The sequence below is a fragment of the Acinetobacter sp. YH12254 genome (assembly GCF_013417415.1).
Lineage (GTDB): Bacteria > Pseudomonadota > Gammaproteobacteria > Pseudomonadales > Moraxellaceae > Acinetobacter > Acinetobacter pseudolwoffii.
Window position 1 is genome coordinate 33,233 of record NZ_VPEB01000015.1, and the last position, 17,625, is coordinate 50,857.

Here is a 17,625-nt window from a genome sequence, read left to right on the forward strand (position 1 = left end):
CGCTTAGACTTCACGTACGCCAGTTAAATCCACAGAAGCTGCATCGATATTCACATCGATGTAATTCCCTTCTTTCATGGCACTGTCACTACGTTTTTGCTGTAGATCATCCAGATACTGCGCATCAATACCACCCGCGACATAAACGCCGTCAAATACCGAACAGTCAAAATCTTTCAGATCTGGCACTTTGGTGGTTCGAACTGCATCTTTTAAATCTTCCAGATCCTGGAACACCAAACGGTCTGCACCAATAATTTCACGAATTTCTTCAACGCTACGATCTGAGGCAATTAGCTCTGATTTTGCCGGCATATCGATACCGTACACGTTTGGATATTTCACCATCGGTGCTGCGGAAGCAAAGAAGACTTTTTTCGCACCAGAATCACGTGCCATCTGGATAATTTCATTACAGGTCGTACCACGCACAATCGAGTCATCGACCAATAGTACGTTTTTACCCTTAAATTCAAGCTCAACCGGGTTCAGTTTTTGACGTACCGATTTTTTACGTAGTTGCTGACCTGGCATAATAAAAGTACGACCGATATAACGGTTTTTCATGAAACCTTCACGGAATTTCACACCCAGCATATTGGCAAGTTCCAATGCAGAAGTACGTGAAGTATCCGGAATCGGAATCACCACATCGATATCATGCTCTTCACCCCACTCGCGCAGAATTTTTTGCGCCAGCTTCTCACCCATTTTCAGACGTGCTTTATACACCGAGATTCCATCAATAATGGCATCCGGACGGGCAAAATACACATATTCAAAAATACATGGACGATATTCAGGATTGGTCGCACATTGCTTGGTAAAGAAATTACCTTGTAAATCGATAAATACCGCTTCACCTGGCTGAATATCACGCTCAACTTTGAAGCCCAGCGCAGTAATCGCAACCGATTCAGAAGCTATGATATATTCCATGCCCTGTTCAGTTTCACGTGAACCGTAAATCAGTGGACGGATACCATTCGGATCACGGAAGCCCACCAGACCTTGTCCGGTAATCATTGCTACCACACCATAAGCGCCTTTACAACGCTCATGCACACGTGTTACCGCATGGAAAATATCTTCCGAAGTCGGCACCAATTTGCCATGTTTTTGCAATTCATGCGCTAGCACGTTTAGCAGCACTTCTGAATCAGAATCCGTGTTCATATGACGCAAGTCAGTTTTGAACAGGTCATCGTGAATTTCTTCGGCATTGGTCAAATTACCGTTATGCGCCAAGGTAATTCCATACGGCGAGTTCACATAAAATGGCTGTGCTTCTGCACTGCTCGATGAACCGGCTGTTGGATAACGCACATGACCAATCCCGTAATTTCCTTTCAAGGCACGCATATGACGGGTATGAAATACATCACGCACCATCCCATTGTCTTTACGAAGGAACAGACGCCCTTCATCACATGTCACGATCCCAGCTGCATCTTGTCCACGATGTTGTAACATCGTTAATGCATCAAACAACATTTGGTTAACGGGTGATTTACCAGCTATACCAACTACTCCACACATAGCAACCTCGCAGACAAGCTAGGATTAATAAAAAGGATTATTTGTAGACTCATCTGCAGCTCCAGATTTGGACGATGTTTCAGATGATACAGCTGAAGGTTTCGATGTCCCTTCAGGCTTGATATGTTGTAGTGCACCATTCGCGGCGTCTTTCGACATTTGAGTCGCCCAAGGCGCATAAGGCAATAAGGCTTGAATAAACTTGGACTGTTTCCAGTGCGGTGAGCTTTCTACCCACGGGCCAATGCCTTGCATGGTAATCAGCACAATCAGCAAGCCTTTCAGGCTACCAAAGACACCACCTGCCAGACGGTTAAGCGGACCCAGTTTAAGACTCTTTAAAATACGGTTTAAAAGCGCAGTGACGATCCAGGTCAGAACCACAATTAACAGGACGATAAAGGCGAAGGCTGCTATCTTTTGTACGACTGGATCTGTACTCAGAGCAACCATAGACGGCGCAAGTAGCGTTGAATATTTTGCCGCAACAATCAGGGCAAAGATCCATCCCACTAAGTTCGCAAAGGCTTTAATAAATCCTTGACGCAAACCGTTGAGCCCTCCAATGAGCAAGATAATCAGCAGAAAGATATCAATGGCATTCATAGGATTTAAAGTGCGTCTACACAATCTTTTACAAGTTCAGGTCCAGTATAGATGAGGCCACTATAAACTTGTACAAGGCTGGCACCTGCCTGTTTCTTGGCAACAGCATCTGCGCCTGAAAGAATACCACCCACACCAATCAAGGGAATTTGTCCTTTTAACACCTGAGCAAATGCAGCCAGACATGCGGTACTTTTCTCAAAGACTGGCGCGCCAGATAGACCACCTGCCTCCTCTGCATGCGCCAGACCTTCCACCCCTTCACGTGACAGTGTGGTATTGGTCACGATCAGACCATCAATCTTGAATTGCAGTAACTGCTTGGCAATAAAGGCAATATCGGTTTCGTCCAGATCAGGCGCTACTTTAAGGACCAAAGGTACATAATGCTGGTATTCCTGCGCCAATTCAAGCTGACGGTTTTTCAATGTTTCAAGCAGTTCGGTCAGTGCATCACCACTTTGTAAACTGCGCAGATTTTTGGTATTGGGAGAAGAAATATTGACGGTAATGTAAGACGCATAATTATAGACTTTTTCTAAACAGATAAGGTAATCATCTACTGCTTTTTCTACCGGAGTATCAGCGTTTTTACCGATATTGATGCCGAGAATGCCTTTAAATTTGGCAGCTTTGACATTTTCCACCAGCTGATCTACACCCTCATTATTAAAACCCATACGGTTAATAATAGCTTTGGCCTGCGGCAGACGGAACAAACGCGGATGAGGGTTGCCGGCTTGCGGTCGCGGCGTAATGGTACCAATTTCAATAAAACCAAAACCTTGACCAGCAAGGGCATCAATATAAGCACCATTTTTGTCTAAACCTGCCGCAAGCCCTACTGGATTGGGAAATTCGATTCCCATACAGGTTACAGGTTTTGCAGTAACATTTTGACGCATCAAGCCCATTTTATGGGATGATTTTAATAGTGATAGTGTCAGCTCATGTGCACGCTCTGGTGCTAAAGAAAACAACAAAGGGCGGGCTAGAGAATACAACATATCTAGAAAAGTCTACTGCTTTTTAAGTCGGCATATTATAGGCATAGGCTGACAAAAAAACCATGCTTTGCAAATCTTTATTTTTACCGTTTATTGCACGGTCGCGGTTAATTTAATCTGTCCTGCTTCATTATTTAGTTCCATTTTCTCAACACTTAGACCCATTTGTGCCAGTTGAGTCAGGAAGTTTGCCAAAACTGCATAATTTTCATGCATGACCACCAATTGAATTTTTCCATCTATTTGCTGGGATGCAACCGAAAGACCTTGTTGCTGTGCCACCCGCTGTACTTTCTCTGCGGCATCCAGCTGCATGTCTCCAGCAGGTTTTATGGTGACTGCATTACTTTGCATCCAGACAATGGTATCTTTCAGCTGATTTAAACGTTTCTGCTGGGTGTCTGCTGCCTGATGCATATACCAGAGTGCTGAACTGACCGCAGCCACAACTACAAAAATAGTGGTAAAAATCACCAATACCCGTTCACGTGCCGAGAGACTGTCCAGATAATCACTCATTTTTTCAAAAGACTGATCCATGCGATTTTGTAGCGCTTCGATGGCTTTCATTATTGCACCCTCACCAGCCCAATGGCACCTGTTCCGCTGGCCTGAATATTCCCCAGCTCCACTTTAAAGCCTTGCTGACCCAATTGCTTGGTCAATGCATTTAGCGTATCTGATGAATTGGCCTTGAGCTCCATACTCAACACAGACGCATCATAATTGATCCGTTGTGCCACAATCTGGTTCTGCATCAAGACTGGTCCAATCCGACTAATCAGCTGTAATGCCTGTGTATCGGCGATCTGGCTTTGACGCAACTGCCCTTCAAACTGGCTTTTGATATTCTGCTCAGTGACCGGATAATTTTGCCCAAACCAGTACTTGAACTGATCAACGGCCTGTGCAGCGGTCTGATTTGCCACTTTTTTATATTGATACCAGCGCACCGCATCATAACTAAACTGTAAGACTAATATGCCCAGAAATACAGCTGCACATGCTTTCCAGTAACCGGAAATGGCACCTTCAGATTTAGCTTTGGGCAATACATTAAACGCATGTTGTTTGGGTTTTTTCAATACAGGAAGGACATACTGAAAAGATTCTAACTGCTCCTGTGTGACCAGTGCTTCTAGGCTACTTAACTGATCCTGATTCAGATTACTAACTTTATAATGCAAATCTTTGGGCTGATAATCCAGATACAGACTCAGATCATCCAGCGACTGGCCGATATATTCTGCCTCTCGTACCAACAAGCGCCCACCAATTTGGGTAATCACCCGCTGATTGGCTTCAGGAACTGGCAGTACCAAAAAGTCTGGCAGCAAAGCCGCCAGCTTGACGGGAATCAGGTTGAGAGAATACTGCAAGGTCTCGAGGGTAGAATTCGCAATCCCCATAATACTGACCTGATCAGGCTGCTGAAAATGATGCAGCACTTTCATGGCATCGACGGGCAGCACCACATACTCTTCAAGCAGATACTTGATGCCCTCATTGCCCATTTTTTTATATTGGCTCTTGGGCAAAGTCTGCTGCAAAATTTGCACATGACGGCTCGGGAAAAACACTACTGCTTCTTCGCCATGATGAGCCTGGATCTCCTGAATCAACTGCTCAAGTGTTTCCGCAGTATTCCAGAATTCCCCAGTTGACCATTGCCAAACCCCATTGGCCTCAGGCATCCATAAATACAACATCGATTGTGTACTACCGTTTTAATTGGTTTTTATAATGTAGGAATAAAACTTTTAACTGTTGTCGACAAACCTGCGGCAATGACTGGCTGCGCATAGATACGTGCTTCTGCCAATGCATAGGGATGAAAAGACTCCGCCAGCAAAATAGAAGAAATGTGCGCCACCACATTCATATGACACACCACGGCAATCGATTCATAAGGCAGTTGCGACAACCATTCAACCGCGACCTTGGCATCATCATCGGGTTTAATCGCATTACAGATCACCACCGGCACATCTTGAAAATACTGCTGCAGATGGGCCAGGGTTTCCTGCGCACGCAATAAGGGACTGACCACAAATACTTCAGGTTTAATCATATTTTTTAAGAACTGTGCAGTTTGCTCAGCCTGCTGATGACCACGCTCCGTCAATGGACGCTTGCTATCATTGCCATTGACTGGTGGAGCAGCCTCACCATGTCGCACTAAAGTCAGTTGCATTGGGTTTCCTTATTTTCTTTTGCCTGCATGATAACTGGCCAATATGACAATTCACATACAGTCCCTTTGTGTTATAGATCAGACTTGATGATGTGGCAAGACAAATTCCACATCACTGCGATGACCGTTTTTCATCAATGACAATGCAATGCTGAGTGGTGGTGCACCTTCAAAAATCACATCATACAAGGCAGAAGTAATTGGCATATAGACATCCAGTTCTTCGGAACGCGCCTTGACCTGTACGATGGTATTGATCCCTTCTGCAGTTTGACCCAGTTCAGTAGTAGCCTGCTCCAAAGTCTTGCCTTTGCCCAAGGCAAAACCAACCTGATAATTACGACTCAGCGGACTGCTACAAGTCGCAAATAAATCACCCACACCGGAAAGCCCGAGGAAAGTCAGCGGATTCGCGCCCAATTTTACCGCAAAACGGCTCATTTCGGCCAGTGCACGGGTCAGGATCATACTCTTGGTATTTTCACCCACGTTATACGCGGCTGCCATCCCCATCGCGACGGCATAGATATTTTTCAAGGCACCACCGAGTTCTACACCATGTACATCATCACTGGCAAAAACACGGAACAAGGCACTATGTAAGGCTTGCTGTACGGCATAACGTACCAGCTCAGATTCGCTGGCAATCACGGTTCCTGCCGGCTGACCTGCCACAATTTCCTTGGCGAGATTCGGCCCGGACAACACTCCATAAGGCACTTCTGGCAATACTTCCCGAATAATATCACTCATGAAGCTAAAAGTTTTGGCTTCAATCCCTTTGGTGAGTGAAATCACGGCTTGTGAGGTGATAAAAGGCTTGATTTGTTGCAGGACATCCCGAAAAGAATGACTTGGAATCGCGACTAAAATAATATCACGATCACGCACAGCCAGTTCCAGATCCGACACAGCCAGTAAGTTTTCTTCCAGCTGGAAATCGGGCAAATAACGTTTATTGATATGCGTGGCATTGATATCTGCCGCAACAGCTTCATCACGAATCCAGATCATGGTATTACAACCATTACGCACTGCGGTATTGGCCATTGCGGTACCAAAACTGCCCCCACCCAACACCGTGACTCTTAAAGCGGTCTTATGATCGACTGCAACCGGCTCGACCAGTGCTGAAAAATTTAATTCTGACATGTTATTTTTTAATACCCTGTTATACCGTGCAAATTAACCGTTCTGATTCCAATAACTTACAAAATTACTGGTCTGAATCTCTGCGCGTGCTGGAATTGCTTTTGCTGCAGTGCCAATATAAATAATACCCGAGACCAGATCGTCTTTTGAAATTCCTAATGCCTGCTTAAACAGGCCAGATTCGACTACAGCACCACTGCGCCACATGGTCGAGAAACCCTGAACCTGGAGTGATAACAGAAAATTCTGTATGGCGGCACCTGAACTGAGAATCTGTTCAAAATGTGGAACTTTAGGATGATCTTGCAAACGCGTTAAAGCCAGCACCAATAGTGGCGCACGGAATGGATGATTCTTGACCCGTTCAATCTGTGCCGTTTCAGTTTCACCCAGATCGACCAGTGCCTGAGACAACAGCTCCCCAAATGCTTCACGCTGTGCATCAGGTATCACCACAAAGGTGGTGGGTTTCAACCGATGATGATCCGGTGCTGTCAATGCCGCCTGAAAAGCCAGCTCCAGCTGTTCTGCATTCGGTGCCGGTGCCAGCAAATGTCCTATTGATTGACGTTGGCGAATATTTTGATGAACGATGTCGACCACGGATTCCGTCATTGCTTTGTAGATCTATACTTAAAAACTGTTTTCAAGATTAGCATATTCCCGCTGTAATACTCTATAAACTTCACCGCGACTTAGCCGCAAAAATTACTCAAGTAACATTACAATATTTTGATTTTAATCAATGAAATGCTCAGTTGAATTACTTTTTTAGCATAGAGTCACACTAAAAATTTCCAAACTTATACAACAGCTCCAAACTCTGTGCGCTTTGCTATGCTCAAATAAACTTAATTCTGTTTTCACCCGAGATTTTATCATGAAAAAAACAATTGCGATCAGCGGATTAGCAGCTTCAGTTCTACTTTTAACTGCCTGCGCTTCTAACCCAACCTCACTGGCAATTCAGAAAGAAAACAATCAGTTTGAGGTTACCGGATTAGGTAAAAATCAACTAACTGCTAAAAATAATGCCATTAATGCTGCCAGCAAAACCTGTGGTTCGAAAGCTACTGCGATTATTATCGATGAAAAGACGGGTTATAACGGGGCATTAAAAGGTGTCGTTGATGATCAGACTGGACAAATGATTCAGGCAGCAGCGACTGTTTTAGGTAATATCGCAGGCACCAATACCGGTTTAAACCAGAATGATGACTATCAAACCATTTTGACTTTCCGTTGTCAGGCCAAATAAGTCCAGATCACATGGTCATAAAAAAAACCGCTCTTCAAGAGCGGTTTTTTTAATCTGGATTAGCAATAACCTTCCAGACGGGTCAAAGGCAATTTCTGTCCAATCGCCTTCTCAATTTCTGGTAGATAGAACGCATCATCTTCGGCAAGGAAACTAATACTCACACCACGTGTTCCCGCACGGCCAGTACGTCCAATACGATGTACATAATCATCTGACTGTTCAGGTAAAGTGAAGTTCACCACATGTGAAACACCATCCACATGAATACCACGACCCGCAACATCTGTTGCAATCATGATGTTGTGCTTACCATTTTTGAACTGGTCTAGCATTTTTAGACGCTTGTCTTGAGCAATCTCACCAGACAGCATGACCACCTTATAACCATCACGTTTTAAATGATCATAAAGCTTACGCACCTGATCACGACGGTTGGCGAAAATCATCACCTTTTCAATCGGCTCATCACGCAAGATTTCTTGCAACAGTTTATATTTATCGGCCTTAGCCACCATATACACCCGTTGCTCGACATCGGCATTGGTTTTCTTTTCCGGTTCAATTTCAACTGTTACCGGTTCAAATAACCATTGCTGTGCCAAATTTAGTACATCATAGCTGAATGTTGCAGAGAACATTAAAGTCTGACGTTGCTCCTTACGCGGCGAAAAACGCACAATGCGTTTCACTGAAGGAATAAAGCCCATATCGAGTAGACGATCCGCTTCATCAATGACCAGAAATTCAATCTGATCCAGCCAGACTTCTTTTTGCTCGACAAAATCGATCAAACGACCGGGTGTCGCGACCATAATATCGACAGGTGCTTTATTTAGTTGATTCTTTTGCTTGTCAAAATCTACACCACCCAGCAAAGTCACGACATTGAGACCGGCATATTTGGCCAGATCCTGTGCATCGCTTTCAATTTGCAGTGCCAGTTCACGGGTCGGTGCCAAAATCAGGGCACGCGGTTCACCACGATAACGCTGCTCCTGAATTGGGTTATTTAATAGATCATTCATGATACTAATTAAAAAAGCTGCAGTTTTACCTGTACCTGTCTGTGCGCGGCCAATGGCATCATGTCCTGCCAGCGTGAATTTTAAAACCTTCTGCTGGATAGGCGTCATGGTGGTAAAGCCTAAAGCATCAATCGCTTTTTTTAGATTGGGATGTAAATTTAAGGTTTCAAAACCAGATGACATAAAGCGGTGCTCTACTTGGGTAATCACTAAGATGGGGATAGTATAAACAAAAAACGCCCCAAGTTATATTGGAGCGTTTTCTTTTTAGCTTAATCCGAAGATTAGTCTAATGGTTGAACTTCTTCAGCTTGAAAGCCTTTTTGGCCTTTAACAACACTGAATTCAACGCGTTGACCATCACGAAGTGAACGGTGGCCGTCACCTTGGATAGCACGGAAATGAACAAATACGTCATCACCGCCGTTACGTTGAATAAAGCCGAAGCCTTTAGTATCGTTAAACCACTTAACTACGCCTTGTTCGCGAGCAGCTGTCATAAGTTAATCCTCATTGAAACTAAAAGAAGGACCACCCGGTGTTGCAAACAGCAGAGCAAACAAGTTTGAAAATATTATTTTTAAGCTTGTAATCATTCTGTAAAACTATCAACAAAATCCCGGTTACATCCATTTATGTAATAGGGTGAAAAACAATCACTTTGTTTATTCAAAGTCCCAAATACGCAACGAGCTTAACATGGGTTTATCACAATTAATAGATTTTTTTTAGCATGTTCTGTTTGATTTAGTTATTTTTTTCATGAAAATTGTCAAAAGACTTTATATCTTCTTTTAGATTGTGATCTTTATTAAAGCAGTTTGGTTCCATGCGCTTCTTTGTTACTATTTATTGTCATTTTTTTGCTATATGAATGAAACCCTAATGTCGCAAGATCCAGAGCAATATTGTCTTATCGATGCCATGGGAAAACCCTGCCCGATGCCGCTATTAATGTTAAAACGGGCACTAAAGGCCGGTAATCAGAAAACTTTCTTGCTGAAATCCTCTGATCCACATAGTCAGACGGATATCAGCCGTTATTGCCAGATTCATCAACTCAAGCTTGAATCAAGAAAAATTTCTGATTCAGAGTTTCACTACTTGATTGAATCTTAAAAATTTTCAATTAAACTGTTTATCTTAGTTTCGTATACTTTTTTACATTTCTCTACCCAAATATCCATTATTTGCGGAGAGATTGGATTAAGATAAAACCTATGTTTAGGGTTATCCCGCACTTCAAGGAGAACACATGAGTGACAGCCGCAATCAGTTGATGCCCCTGTCATTATCGGCGCCAGGGGTCAACCTCGGTGCTTATATCAGCACTGTCAATCAGATTCCGATTTTAACGGCCGAACAAGAAAAAGAGTTGGCTGAACGCTATTACTATGACCAGGATTTAGATGCAGCAAAAATGCTGGTCATGTCACATTTGCGTTTTGTGGTGCATATTGCACGCAGTTATGCAGGTTATGGTCTGCCACAAGGCGACCTGATTCAGGAAGGCAACCTGGGTCTGATGAAAGCTGTAAAACGTTTTGACCCGAATATGGGCGTACGTTTGGTGTCATTTGCTGTGCACTGGATTAAGGCGGAAATTCATGAATATGTGATCCGTAACTGGCGTATTGTTAAAATCGCCACCACCAAAGCGCAACGTAAACTGTTTTTTAATCTGCGTAGCCTGAAAAAATCATCGAAAAAGTTGACCCTCGCAGAAGCACAGTCGATTGCCAATGATTTAAATGTCACACCAGAACAAGTTCTGGAGATGGAAGGCCGTTTGACGGCATATGATGCTGCTTTTGATGCTTCCGGCGATGACGATGATGAAGGTTCAACTTATGTTGCACCGGCTTTATATCTTGAAGATAACCGTTATGATCCGGCCCGTCTGATTGAAAATGAGGATTATGAGGAACAAAGTACCTCTGCTCTGCACGAAGCCATGGATCAGCTCGATGATCGTTCACGTAATATCTTGCAGCGCCGCTGGCTAGATGACGAGAAATCAACCCTGCATGAGCTGGCCGCCGAATATAACGTTTCCGCGGAACGTATTCGCCAACTCGAAAAAAATGCCATGGAAAAAATTAAAGTGGCGATGTCCTCCAATTAATACCAAATTCTGTTATTGATTTAATCTGAAAAAGCCTTCTTTGATGAAGGCTTTTTTATGTCCGAATTTTGAATTTATGCTAAGGTTGAGCGCAAACTTTATCAGGAAGATCAATTCAAATGTGGATTGCGATTTCAGCACTCAACTTGGCGCTTGCCGTGATGCTCGGTGCCTTTGGTGCACATGGTTTAAAAGCGCGCGCGACTGAAGCCCAGCTCGGCTGGTGGCAAACGGCAACGGATTATTTTTTCTATCATGCCTTAGGTTTGCTTATTCTGGCCTTGCTCGCGAAAGTCATTCCGACACTCCCGATTCAATGGAGTTTTTGGCTAATTCAGGTCGGTATTTTATTATTTTCTGGTTCACTGTATATCATGGCCTTGGGTTTACCACGTGGATTAGGCGCAATTACGCCAATTGGTGGTGCTTTAATGATTGCAGGATGGTTAATTCTGGCTTGGAATGCTTTAAAATACGCCAGATAAGTCTGAAAATCACTTAATCATGGAGGGTAGCTAGAATGATGATTTATATCAATGGCGAACAACAGGAAACTCACTGCAAGAATCTGCTGGAACTGATTCAGAGTATGGCGCTTGAGGGTAAGCGTTTTGCAGTTGAAGTCAATGAAATGATTATTCCTAAAAGCAAATTAGGCGATACGCCGATTTGCGATACAGACAAAATAGAAATTATTCACGCGGTCGGTGGCGGCTAATACTCGGGACAATTATGCAAGATTTATTACAGATTGGTTCACGCCAATTCCAGTCTCGCCTTTTGGTAGGCACAGGCAAATATAAAGATTTAAATGAAACTCAGCAAGCCATTCAAACCAGTGGCGCAGAGATTGTTACTGTCGCGATTCGTCGGGTCAATATTGGACAGCATCCAGATCAGCCGAATCTGCTGTCAGTCATTCCTCCGGAAAAATATACCATTTTGCCAAATACCGCAGGTTGTTTCGATGCCAATAGTGCCGTTCGCACCTGTATGCTGGCACGCGAACTCCTTGATGGCCATAATCTGGTCAAGCTTGAAGTTTTAGGCGATGAAAAGACCTTATATCCGAATGTGACCGAAACCCTGAAAGCTGCACGTACCTTGATTGACGATGGCTTTGAGATCATGGTCTATACTTCGGATGATCCAATCGTGGCGCAAGAACTGGAAAGCATGGGCTGTGTGGCAATTATGCCTTTGGGCAGCCTGATTGGTTCGGGCTTGGGAATTCTCAATCCACATACCCTGTCGATTATTAAAGAAAATGCCAAAGTGCCTGTACTGGTCGATGCCGGTGTTGGTACTGCAAGTGATGCCGCAATTGCGATGGAACTGGGCTGTGATGGTGTACTGATGAATACGGCGATTGCGGCTGCACAGAATCCGGTACTCATGGCCTCAGCCATGAAAAAAGCAGTCGAAGCTGGCCGTGAAGCTTTTCTGGCCGGCCGTATGCCACGCAAACGTATGGCCAATGCCAGCTCGCCGGAAACTGGTTATTTCTTTAAATAAATCTCATCGTAGTCAAAGGATTGTATGATTCTTTGACTATCATTTAGCTTTTACTCATCCTAAATTATCTATTTTTATAAATCAGCTCGACGGATTCAAGCTTTAATAAAGCATCAGGAAAAAGCAGCTCCCCCTGCAAGCCTGGCAATTCAATCTTGCTCCAGACCAGTTTATTACGTAAAGACAATGGAAGTTTCTCTGCAATAATCGTAGTGCAATAACGATGCGTCTCACCTCTTGATCCTAAAATAAATTGCTCTCCTACCTGCCTTGTCACGGCCCTAGCAATATCTTTTCTTTTATATGGCTCTAAACTGCTTTCTCTATAAACTGCCCACTTTTTTGCTCGTTTTGAGTCAATAAAATCACTGATATCTGATTGAATCACTTGATTTACATGTGAGGGATCATCATCTGTGGTCGCATGCACCACCAAAATATTCGGTTGAGTTTCTGCAATCACGCCAATATGTGAGTATTCACTCCCACTCAGTTTTTTGATTAAAAAACTTTCGTAACCCACCCCTTCCCGAACAATCCAATCACCCACTTGAAATGCGTGCTCGGGCATATAAATCTGTTTATCTTGCTTTATAGTATCTTGGGGGGGAAACCCAATAAAAAGGCAGATTAGAATAACTAATCTGCCCAAAATCAAACTAAACCGATTATAAATCAACTTTCCATTTATCTTCATTTTTGATAAGTTTTACTCGATCTGTTACAGAATTAGAGCCTTCATTTTTAAAGCTGACTCCGATAGTCACCCGTCCTTTTCCATTTGCTTCATCGATATTTTTGTCTACCACACTAATTTCTTTGACTCCGCCTTTACGTTCAGCTTGCTCTTTAGCCTTTGCCGCGCCAGCTTTTATTTTGCCTTGAATCATTTCTTCAGAACCTGCTTGGGCTTTAACATTTTCAGGTATATAAATATAAGAGAGCATTTTTTCTGAATCGCCTTTATAGGCTGCTGTAACATATTCTTGAGCTACATTTTCTGGATTTTTAACACTACTACATGCAACCAGCATTCCCGTTAAACCGAAACTTAATACTAAATTCAGTATTCTCTTCATCTTATTTATTCCAATAGCAATTATTAAATGAAAGTCAAAAAAAAAGCATAATAATTATGCTTTTTTTTAAATTTTATGGAATTAGACCTTCATCTCGCATTGCAATCTGTACAGACTGACGCTCTGCGACTTTATTGCGGATATGAATAATATTCTTATACGGACTTAAATCATGCTCAATATGATTCGACCAATTGGTCAACACAAACAGATAAGCATCGGCTGGGCCAAAGTTATCATCAACCAGATAGTCATTGTCTGATTCAGCAATCGCTTTATCGATATAACTTAATAGACGATCGACTTCTGCATAGGCTTTTTTCTTTTCATCATCGGATAACTTGCCACCAAAGAACACCGCATAAGCATCATGCAATTCTGAATTGAGATAACCCAGCCATTCCAGAACTTTGGCACGTCCCATTCCAGATGGTGGAATCAGATCTTGTTTTGGATCGTGTTGAGCCAGAAAAGGTAAAATGGCTACGTTTTCTGTCAGGATCAGACCAGGATTAATTTCTAAGGCTGGTACATAGCCTTTAGGATTAATTTCGTAATAATCCGTACCTTTCTCTGTTTTATGTGTTTTTAAATCAACACGTTCCAAATCAAAATCGACATTAATTTCATTTAAAATAATATGAGCTGCCAGTGAGCATGCACCCGGCGAATAGTAAAGCTTCATTTCTGATCCTTGTTATACACTTCTCTATGTTTTAAATCGCTTCTGTCAAACTTTCAAGTGATCAAACCTGTAAATTGCAAAAAAGCGTAACTGCCCCTCAGGACATTTACTCATTCAATATTCAGGAAATTAACGGCTTTTTCAAGCCCATCTCTGTAGATTTTTGACCGCATCTGTTTAAGATACCCAGGTTTTCCAAATTTAGATGATATTTCGTGATTAGCCTTAAAAAAGAAGAATGGTTTTCCAATGTCCGGACTGATGTACTCGCAGGTTTGGTGGTTGGACTGGCCTTAATTCCCGAGTCGATTGCCTTCTCTGCAATTGCTGGCGTCGATCCGCAGGTCGGTCTCTATGCTTCGTTTTGTATTGCTGTGACGATTGCTTTTTTTGGCGGCCGCCCTGCCATGATCTCAGCGGCTACGGGTGCGATGGCACTGCTGATGATTACGCTGGTAAAAGACCATGGACTGCAATATCTGCTGGTAGCGACTATTCTGACCGGAATTATTCAGGTCATTGCCGGTTATTTTAAAGTGGCCAAGTTGATGCGCTTTGTTTCGCAAGCTGTGGTGTATGGATTTTTGAATGCATTGGCAATTCTGATTTTTGTCGCACAGCTTCCCGAGATGCAAAAAATGAATGGGATGGGCTATCTGTTTATTGCCATGGGTCTGGCGATTATCTATCTATTTCCTTATCTGCCTAAAATTGGTAAAGCCATTCCTTCTCCGCTAATTTGCATCATCGTGCTGAGTGGACTGGCGCTGTTCTTGGGTACAGATATGCGAACCGTGAGTGATCTGGGGCAATTTCCGGACACCTTACCAGTGTTCCTGCTGCCGGAGATTCCGCTCAATCTGGAAACCCTACAAATTGTACTGCCTTATTCATTGACGCTGGCGACTGTCGGTTTGTTGGAAAGCATGATGACCACGACTGTAATTGATGAAGTCACCGGAACTGAAGGTGACCGTCATCAGGAATGTCGTGGTCAGGGTATGGCCAATATTGTCAGTGGTTTTATGGGTGGCATGGCCGGTTGTGCCATGATCGGTCAATCGATTATTAATGTGTCTTCCGGTGCACGAACCCGTTTATCGACGCTGATTGCCGGTGTATTTTTGCTGTGCCTGGTGGTGTTTCTGAAAGACTGGCTGGCTTATATTCCGATGGCGGCTTTGGTGGCGATTATGGTGATGGTCGCCTTTACCACTTTCCAGTGGGGTTCAGTCAAACAATTCAATAAACATCCGCTGGAATTTAATGTGGTTATGATTGCGGTGGTGCTGGTGGTTTTAGCCACCCATAATCTGGCACTGGGTGTATTTGTTGGCGTGCTACTTTCTGCCCTGTTCTTTATTAATAAACTGGAAAGAACCGTGCATGTATCTACCCATTTAAATTCAGCTCACTCCCGCAGCTATATTATTTCCGGACAGATTTTTTTCAGTAGTTCAGAAAAATTCTATCAGTTCTTTGACTTTAAAGAAAAGCTTGCACATGTCGAGCTGGATCTGACCCATGCACATATCTGGGATGTGACTTCAGTCAATATGCTGAATAACGTCATCCAGAAATTTAAAGCTCAAGGTATAGAGGTGACCGTGATTGGTTTAAATGAAGCCAGCAGCACCTTGATTGACCGTTTTAGTAGCTGAGGCATGATGATTAATAAAAGAGCCTCGCTTGGCTCTTTTATTGTATCTGGAAGATCTTGCCGATTTTTATGGAGAAATACCGAGAAAAGTTTGACTTGCTCGGCTCAGGACTTAAAATACCGCATTCTGAATTTTTAGATTTGCCAAAGTTATGTCGAACGATCAATTAGACCAGCAAGTCGTGGAGCTGGACAATTTAAGCGAGCACCGTGAAATCGTGACGTTTATGCGCCGCTCAATGCCGCTGAACACCTCTCAACGTACTGCGCTTGAACAATATGGTCACTTAATTTTGGAATATCCGGTGGGCGATTTACGTCAACACTTTGAACATCCGGAGCGTCCTTTAACGGTAGAAATCGGTTTTGGTATGGGTCGTTCTCTGGTGCTGATGGCCAAGGCCAATCCCGAGCGTAATTTTGTCGGGATTGAAGTTCATGTACCAGGCATTGCGCAGTGTGTCTATGAAGCAGGTATGGCCGGCGTAACCAACTTACGCGTACTGGATGCCGATGCGATTCAAGTGCTGCGTGAAATGCCGGACAATAGTATCAATACGGTTCAGCTTTACTTCCCTGATCCATGGCAGAAAAAACGTCATTTTAAACGCCGTTTTGTTTCACATGAACGTATGCCACTGGTTGAGCAAAAGCTGGAGCTGGGCGGCACCTTCCATGCTGCAACAGATTGGGAACCATATGCAGAATGGATGCTTGAAGTTTTGGAAGAACGTCCACGTCTGGAAAACCTCGCAGGTAAAGGCAACAGCTATCCTCGTCCTGACTGGCGTCCACAAACCAAGTTTGAGCGTCGCGGCATTGAAGCCGGTCACAAGATTAATGACTTTATCTTCAAGAAAATTTCTTAATCTAAGACTCACAAAAGCGCTGATTATTCAGCGCTTTTTTATAGAGAAAATTTGTCTTTGAACCCTGCTCTGTAGATAAATCATTAGCTTCTTCATTTTTGATGACGCGTGAGAATCTGCTGGCTCAACAACTGATAGACATTTTGTAAATCTGCTCGCTGCCGATTCGCCAGCATCTGCTGATGCATATTTAGGATATTTTGATCACCACGCATGGCGGGGCCAGTCTGCATTTGCCTTGGATCATTTTCGGTAGCTTTATGGGCAGTTTCTAGTATTAAGGGATACAGCAGACTGAAATCGACCTGCTCGGCCTCGACAATCTGTTTGGCCATATCATAACAATAATTACTGAAATTACAGGCAAATACTGCGGCCAGATGCAAACTTAAGCGTTGTTCAGAGCTATAGTGATAGACTCTATTGCTTAGGCTATTTGCTAGATCATGCAGTTTTTCTTGATCTTCAGCATTATCCGCTTCAATAAATAAAGGCGTATTTGACCAGTCGATGTCACGCTCCAGACTAAAAGTCTGTAAAGGATAAAATACGCCTGAACGTGGGTGAACATCCTGCAAAACGTTTAAGTGGGTACTGCCAGAAGTATGTACGATCAACACATCAGGAAGATAGGCATGTACCTGCTCGATGACAGATCGAATGGATTGGTCACTGACGGCAATGATTAAAAGATCAATTTCGGAATGCAGTAATTCAGGAGCGTTGATTGCCTGAGCCTTAAATTTAGATGCCAGCTGTTCTGCCTTGGCAAAACTGCGGCTATAGATTTGTACAAGCTCATGCTGTCCATTTAAGCCTTGGGCAAGATGAAAGGCAACTCGACCTGCCCCAATAATACTAATCCGCATCTGCTGATCTTCCTGAATAATTGCGCACAGCATGCCAAT

At 43.3% G+C, this 17,625-nt stretch carries 22 protein-coding genes; 8 read left to right on the forward strand and 14 right to left on the reverse strand.

Features of this window, described 5'->3' with window-relative positions; translation table 11 throughout:
• Positions 1-3: 3 nt before the first annotated feature.
• From purF to FTV29_RS11780, 8 genes are all read right to left on the reverse strand, one after another.
• Positions 4-1,539 (reverse strand): amidophosphoribosyltransferase, encoded by a 1,536-nt coding sequence (purF, locus tag FTV29_RS11745; RefSeq protein ID WP_100534938.1) that lies wholly within the window; start codon positions 1,537-1,539, stop codon positions 4-6.
• 24 nt (positions 1,540-1,563) lie between these two features.
• Complete coding sequence (locus FTV29_RS11750; RefSeq protein ID WP_005096581.1) at positions 1,564-2,145, reverse strand: CvpA family protein; 582 nt, start codon at positions 2,143-2,145, stop codon at positions 1,564-1,566.
• Between the two features lie 5 nt (positions 2,146-2,150).
• Entirely contained in the window at positions 2,151-3,152 is a 1,002-nt protein-coding gene (locus FTV29_RS11755; RefSeq protein ID WP_159137930.1) for a quinone-dependent dihydroorotate dehydrogenase, read from the reverse strand.
• Positions 3,153-3,242: 90 nt separating this feature from the next.
• Positions 3,243-3,722 carry a type II secretion system protein GspM gene (gene gspM, locus FTV29_RS11760; protein WP_180075535.1) on the reverse strand — a complete coding sequence of 160 codons (480 nt, stop codon included), beginning with the start codon at positions 3,720-3,722 and terminating at the stop codon, positions 3,243-3,245.
• A complete protein-coding gene (gspL, locus tag FTV29_RS11765; protein ID WP_100329786.1) occupies positions 3,722-4,861 on the reverse strand; it encodes a type II secretion system protein GspL in 1,140 nt (379 codons plus the stop codon). Before gspL ends, gspM begins: the two co-directional genes overlap by 1 nt.
• Before the next feature lie 29 nt (positions 4,862-4,890).
• A complete protein-coding gene (gene sixA, locus FTV29_RS11770; RefSeq protein ID WP_005096577.1) occupies positions 4,891-5,346 on the reverse strand; it encodes a phosphohistidine phosphatase SixA in 456 nt (151 codons plus the stop codon).
• A gap of 78 nt (positions 5,347-5,424) precedes the next feature.
• On the reverse strand, positions 5,425-6,498 hold the full coding sequence (locus FTV29_RS11775; protein ID WP_074382969.1) for an NAD(P)H-dependent glycerol-3-phosphate dehydrogenase: 1,074 nt from the start codon (positions 6,496-6,498) through the stop codon (positions 5,425-5,427).
• Positions 6,499-6,531: 33 nt separating this feature from the next.
• On the reverse strand, positions 6,532-7,113 hold the full coding sequence (locus FTV29_RS11780; protein WP_179999566.1) for a nitroreductase family protein: 582 nt from the start codon (positions 7,111-7,113) through the stop codon (positions 6,532-6,534).
• Between the two features lie 265 nt (positions 7,114-7,378).
• On the opposite strand from FTV29_RS11780, the gene FTV29_RS11785 reads away from it, so the two are divergent.
• On the forward strand, positions 7,379-7,756 hold the full coding sequence (locus FTV29_RS11785; protein WP_005096572.1) for a hypothetical protein: 378 nt from the start codon (positions 7,379-7,381) through the stop codon (positions 7,754-7,756).
• Between the two features lie 59 nt (positions 7,757-7,815).
• On the opposite strand, the gene rhlB is transcribed toward FTV29_RS11785, so the two are convergent.
• Both rhlB and FTV29_RS11795 read right to left on the reverse strand, forming a co-directional pair.
• On the reverse strand, positions 7,816-8,967 hold the full coding sequence (rhlB, locus tag FTV29_RS11790; RefSeq protein WP_005096570.1) for an ATP-dependent RNA helicase RhlB: 1,152 nt from the start codon (positions 8,965-8,967) through the stop codon (positions 7,816-7,818).
• 101 nt (positions 8,968-9,068) lie between these two features.
• Entirely contained in the window at positions 9,069-9,284 is a 216-nt protein-coding gene (locus FTV29_RS11795) for a cold-shock protein (RefSeq protein ID WP_004280099.1), read from the reverse strand.
• 385 nt (positions 9,285-9,669) lie between these two features.
• On the opposite strand from FTV29_RS11795, the gene FTV29_RS11800 reads away from it, so the two are divergent.
• The 5 genes from FTV29_RS11800 to FTV29_RS11820 all read left to right on the forward strand — a co-directional run bounded on the left by FTV29_RS11800 (position 9,670) and on the right by FTV29_RS11820 (position 12,424).
• Positions 9,670-9,903, forward strand: a complete 234-nt coding sequence (locus FTV29_RS11800; protein ID WP_227523968.1) for a sulfurtransferase TusA family protein — start codon at positions 9,670-9,672, stop codon at positions 9,901-9,903.
• Positions 9,904-10,039: 136 nt separating this feature from the next.
• Complete coding sequence (rpoH, locus tag FTV29_RS11805) at positions 10,040-10,909, forward strand: RNA polymerase sigma factor RpoH (protein WP_005096567.1); 870 nt, start codon at positions 10,040-10,042, stop codon at positions 10,907-10,909.
• 119 nt (positions 10,910-11,028) lie between these two features.
• Positions 11,029-11,394, forward strand: a complete 366-nt coding sequence (locus FTV29_RS11810; RefSeq protein WP_005096565.1) for a DUF423 domain-containing protein — start codon at positions 11,029-11,031, stop codon at positions 11,392-11,394.
• Positions 11,395-11,429: 35 nt separating this feature from the next.
• Positions 11,430-11,627, forward strand: a complete 198-nt coding sequence (gene thiS / locus FTV29_RS11815) for a sulfur carrier protein ThiS (protein ID WP_100329788.1) — start codon at positions 11,430-11,432, stop codon at positions 11,625-11,627.
• 14 nt (positions 11,628-11,641) lie between these two features.
• On the forward strand, positions 11,642-12,424 hold the full coding sequence (locus FTV29_RS11820; protein WP_100329789.1) for a thiazole synthase: 783 nt from the start codon (positions 11,642-11,644) through the stop codon (positions 12,422-12,424).
• 64 nt (positions 12,425-12,488) lie between these two features.
• Here the strand turns inward: FTV29_RS11820 and FTV29_RS11825 are convergent, their stop codons facing one another.
• The 3 genes from FTV29_RS11825 to FTV29_RS11835 form a co-directional block, all read right to left on the reverse strand.
• The gene (locus FTV29_RS11825; RefSeq protein WP_157797502.1) at positions 12,489-12,995 is read right to left on the reverse strand and encodes a YiiX/YebB-like N1pC/P60 family cysteine hydrolase; all 507 of its coding nucleotides are present in this window, start codon (positions 12,993-12,995) and stop codon (positions 12,489-12,491) included.
• 97 nt (positions 12,996-13,092) lie between these two features.
• The gene (locus FTV29_RS11830) at positions 13,093-13,503 is read right to left on the reverse strand and encodes a DUF4878 domain-containing protein (RefSeq protein WP_100329791.1); all 411 of its coding nucleotides are present in this window, start codon (positions 13,501-13,503) and stop codon (positions 13,093-13,095) included.
• A 73-nt stretch (positions 13,504-13,576) separates the two neighbouring features.
• Positions 13,577-14,188, reverse strand: a complete 612-nt coding sequence (locus FTV29_RS11835; RefSeq protein WP_005171574.1) for a glutathione binding-like protein — start codon at positions 14,186-14,188, stop codon at positions 13,577-13,579.
• Positions 14,189-14,403: 215 nt separating this feature from the next.
• Here FTV29_RS11835 and FTV29_RS11840 point away from each other — a divergent pair, with 215 nt between their 5' ends.
• Together FTV29_RS11840 and trmB are read left to right on the forward strand one after the other, a co-directional pair.
• On the forward strand, positions 14,404-15,849 hold the full coding sequence (locus FTV29_RS11840) for a SulP family inorganic anion transporter (protein ID WP_180075536.1): 1,446 nt from the start codon (positions 14,404-14,406) through the stop codon (positions 15,847-15,849).
• A 151-nt stretch (positions 15,850-16,000) separates the two neighbouring features.
• Positions 16,001-16,717: a tRNA (guanosine(46)-N7)-methyltransferase TrmB gene (gene trmB / locus FTV29_RS11845; RefSeq protein ID WP_100355085.1), complete on the forward strand. Its 717-nt coding sequence runs from the start codon at positions 16,001-16,003 to the stop codon at positions 16,715-16,717.
• Positions 16,718-16,809: 92 nt separating this feature from the next.
• Here the strand turns inward: trmB and FTV29_RS11850 are convergent, their stop codons facing one another.
• On the reverse strand, positions 16,810-17,586 hold the full coding sequence (locus FTV29_RS11850; RefSeq protein WP_180075550.1) for a Rossmann-like and DUF2520 domain-containing protein: 777 nt from the start codon (positions 17,584-17,586) through the stop codon (positions 16,810-16,812).
• Between the last annotated feature and the right edge of the window lie 39 nt (positions 17,587-17,625).

What these genes read in the sequence shown, in the direction of transcription:
- sixA (WP_005096577.1), bottom strand. Translation starts at nt 5,346, where the DNA reads ATGCAACTGACTTTAGTGCGACATGGTGAGGCTGCTCCACCAGTCAAT.
- FTV29_RS11780 (WP_179999566.1), bottom strand. Translation starts at nt 7,113, where the DNA reads ATGACGGAATCCGTGGTCGACATCGTTCATCAAAATATTCGCCAACGT.
- gspL (WP_100329786.1), bottom strand. Translation starts at nt 4,861, where the DNA reads ATGTTGTATTTATGGATGCCTGAGGCCAATGGGGTTTGGCAATGGTCA.
- FTV29_RS11755 (WP_159137930.1), bottom strand. Translation starts at nt 3,152, where the DNA reads ATGTTGTATTCTCTAGCCCGCCCTTTGTTGTTTTCTTTAGCACCAGAG.
- FTV29_RS11835 (WP_005171574.1), bottom strand. Translation starts at nt 14,188, where the DNA reads ATGAAGCTTTACTATTCGCCGGGTGCATGCTCACTGGCAGCTCATATT.
- FTV29_RS11750 (WP_005096581.1), bottom strand. Translation starts at nt 2,145, where the DNA reads ATGAATGCCATTGATATCTTTCTGCTGATTATCTTGCTCATTGGAGGG.
- thiS (WP_100329788.1), top strand. Translation starts at nt 11,430, where the DNA reads ATGATGATTTATATCAATGGCGAACAACAGGAAACTCACTGCAAGAAT.
- rpoH (WP_005096567.1), top strand. Translation starts at nt 10,040, where the DNA reads ATGAGTGACAGCCGCAATCAGTTGATGCCCCTGTCATTATCGGCGCCA.
- trmB (WP_100355085.1), top strand. Translation starts at nt 16,001, where the DNA reads ATGTCGAACGATCAATTAGACCAGCAAGTCGTGGAGCTGGACAATTTA.
- FTV29_RS11850 (WP_180075550.1), bottom strand. Translation starts at nt 17,586, where the DNA reads ATGCGGATTAGTATTATTGGGGCAGGTCGAGTTGCCTTTCATCTTGCC.
- FTV29_RS11800 (WP_227523968.1), top strand. Translation starts at nt 9,670, where the DNA reads ATGTCGCAAGATCCAGAGCAATATTGTCTTATCGATGCCATGGGAAAA.
- FTV29_RS11785 (WP_005096572.1), top strand. Translation starts at nt 7,379, where the DNA reads ATGAAAAAAACAATTGCGATCAGCGGATTAGCAGCTTCAGTTCTACTT.
- rhlB (WP_005096570.1), bottom strand. Translation starts at nt 8,967, where the DNA reads ATGTCATCTGGTTTTGAAACCTTAAATTTACATCCCAATCTAAAAAAA.
- gspM (WP_180075535.1), bottom strand. Translation starts at nt 3,722, where the DNA reads ATGAAAGCCATCGAAGCGCTACAAAATCGCATGGATCAGTCTTTTGAA.
- FTV29_RS11820 (WP_100329789.1), top strand. Translation starts at nt 11,642, where the DNA reads ATGCAAGATTTATTACAGATTGGTTCACGCCAATTCCAGTCTCGCCTT.
- FTV29_RS11795 (WP_004280099.1), bottom strand. Translation starts at nt 9,284, where the DNA reads ATGACAGCTGCTCGCGAACAAGGCGTAGTTAAGTGGTTTAACGATACT.
- FTV29_RS11825 (WP_157797502.1), bottom strand. Translation starts at nt 12,995, where the DNA reads ATGCCCGAGCACGCATTTCAAGTGGGTGATTGGATTGTTCGGGAAGGG.
- purF (WP_100534938.1), bottom strand. Translation starts at nt 1,539, where the DNA reads ATGTGTGGAGTAGTTGGTATAGCTGGTAAATCACCCGTTAACCAAATG.
- FTV29_RS11830 (WP_100329791.1), bottom strand. Translation starts at nt 13,503, where the DNA reads ATGAAGAGAATACTGAATTTAGTATTAAGTTTCGGTTTAACGGGAATG.
- FTV29_RS11810 (WP_005096565.1), top strand. Translation starts at nt 11,029, where the DNA reads ATGTGGATTGCGATTTCAGCACTCAACTTGGCGCTTGCCGTGATGCTC.
- FTV29_RS11775 (WP_074382969.1), bottom strand. Translation starts at nt 6,498, where the DNA reads ATGTCAGAATTAAATTTTTCAGCACTGGTCGAGCCGGTTGCAGTCGAT.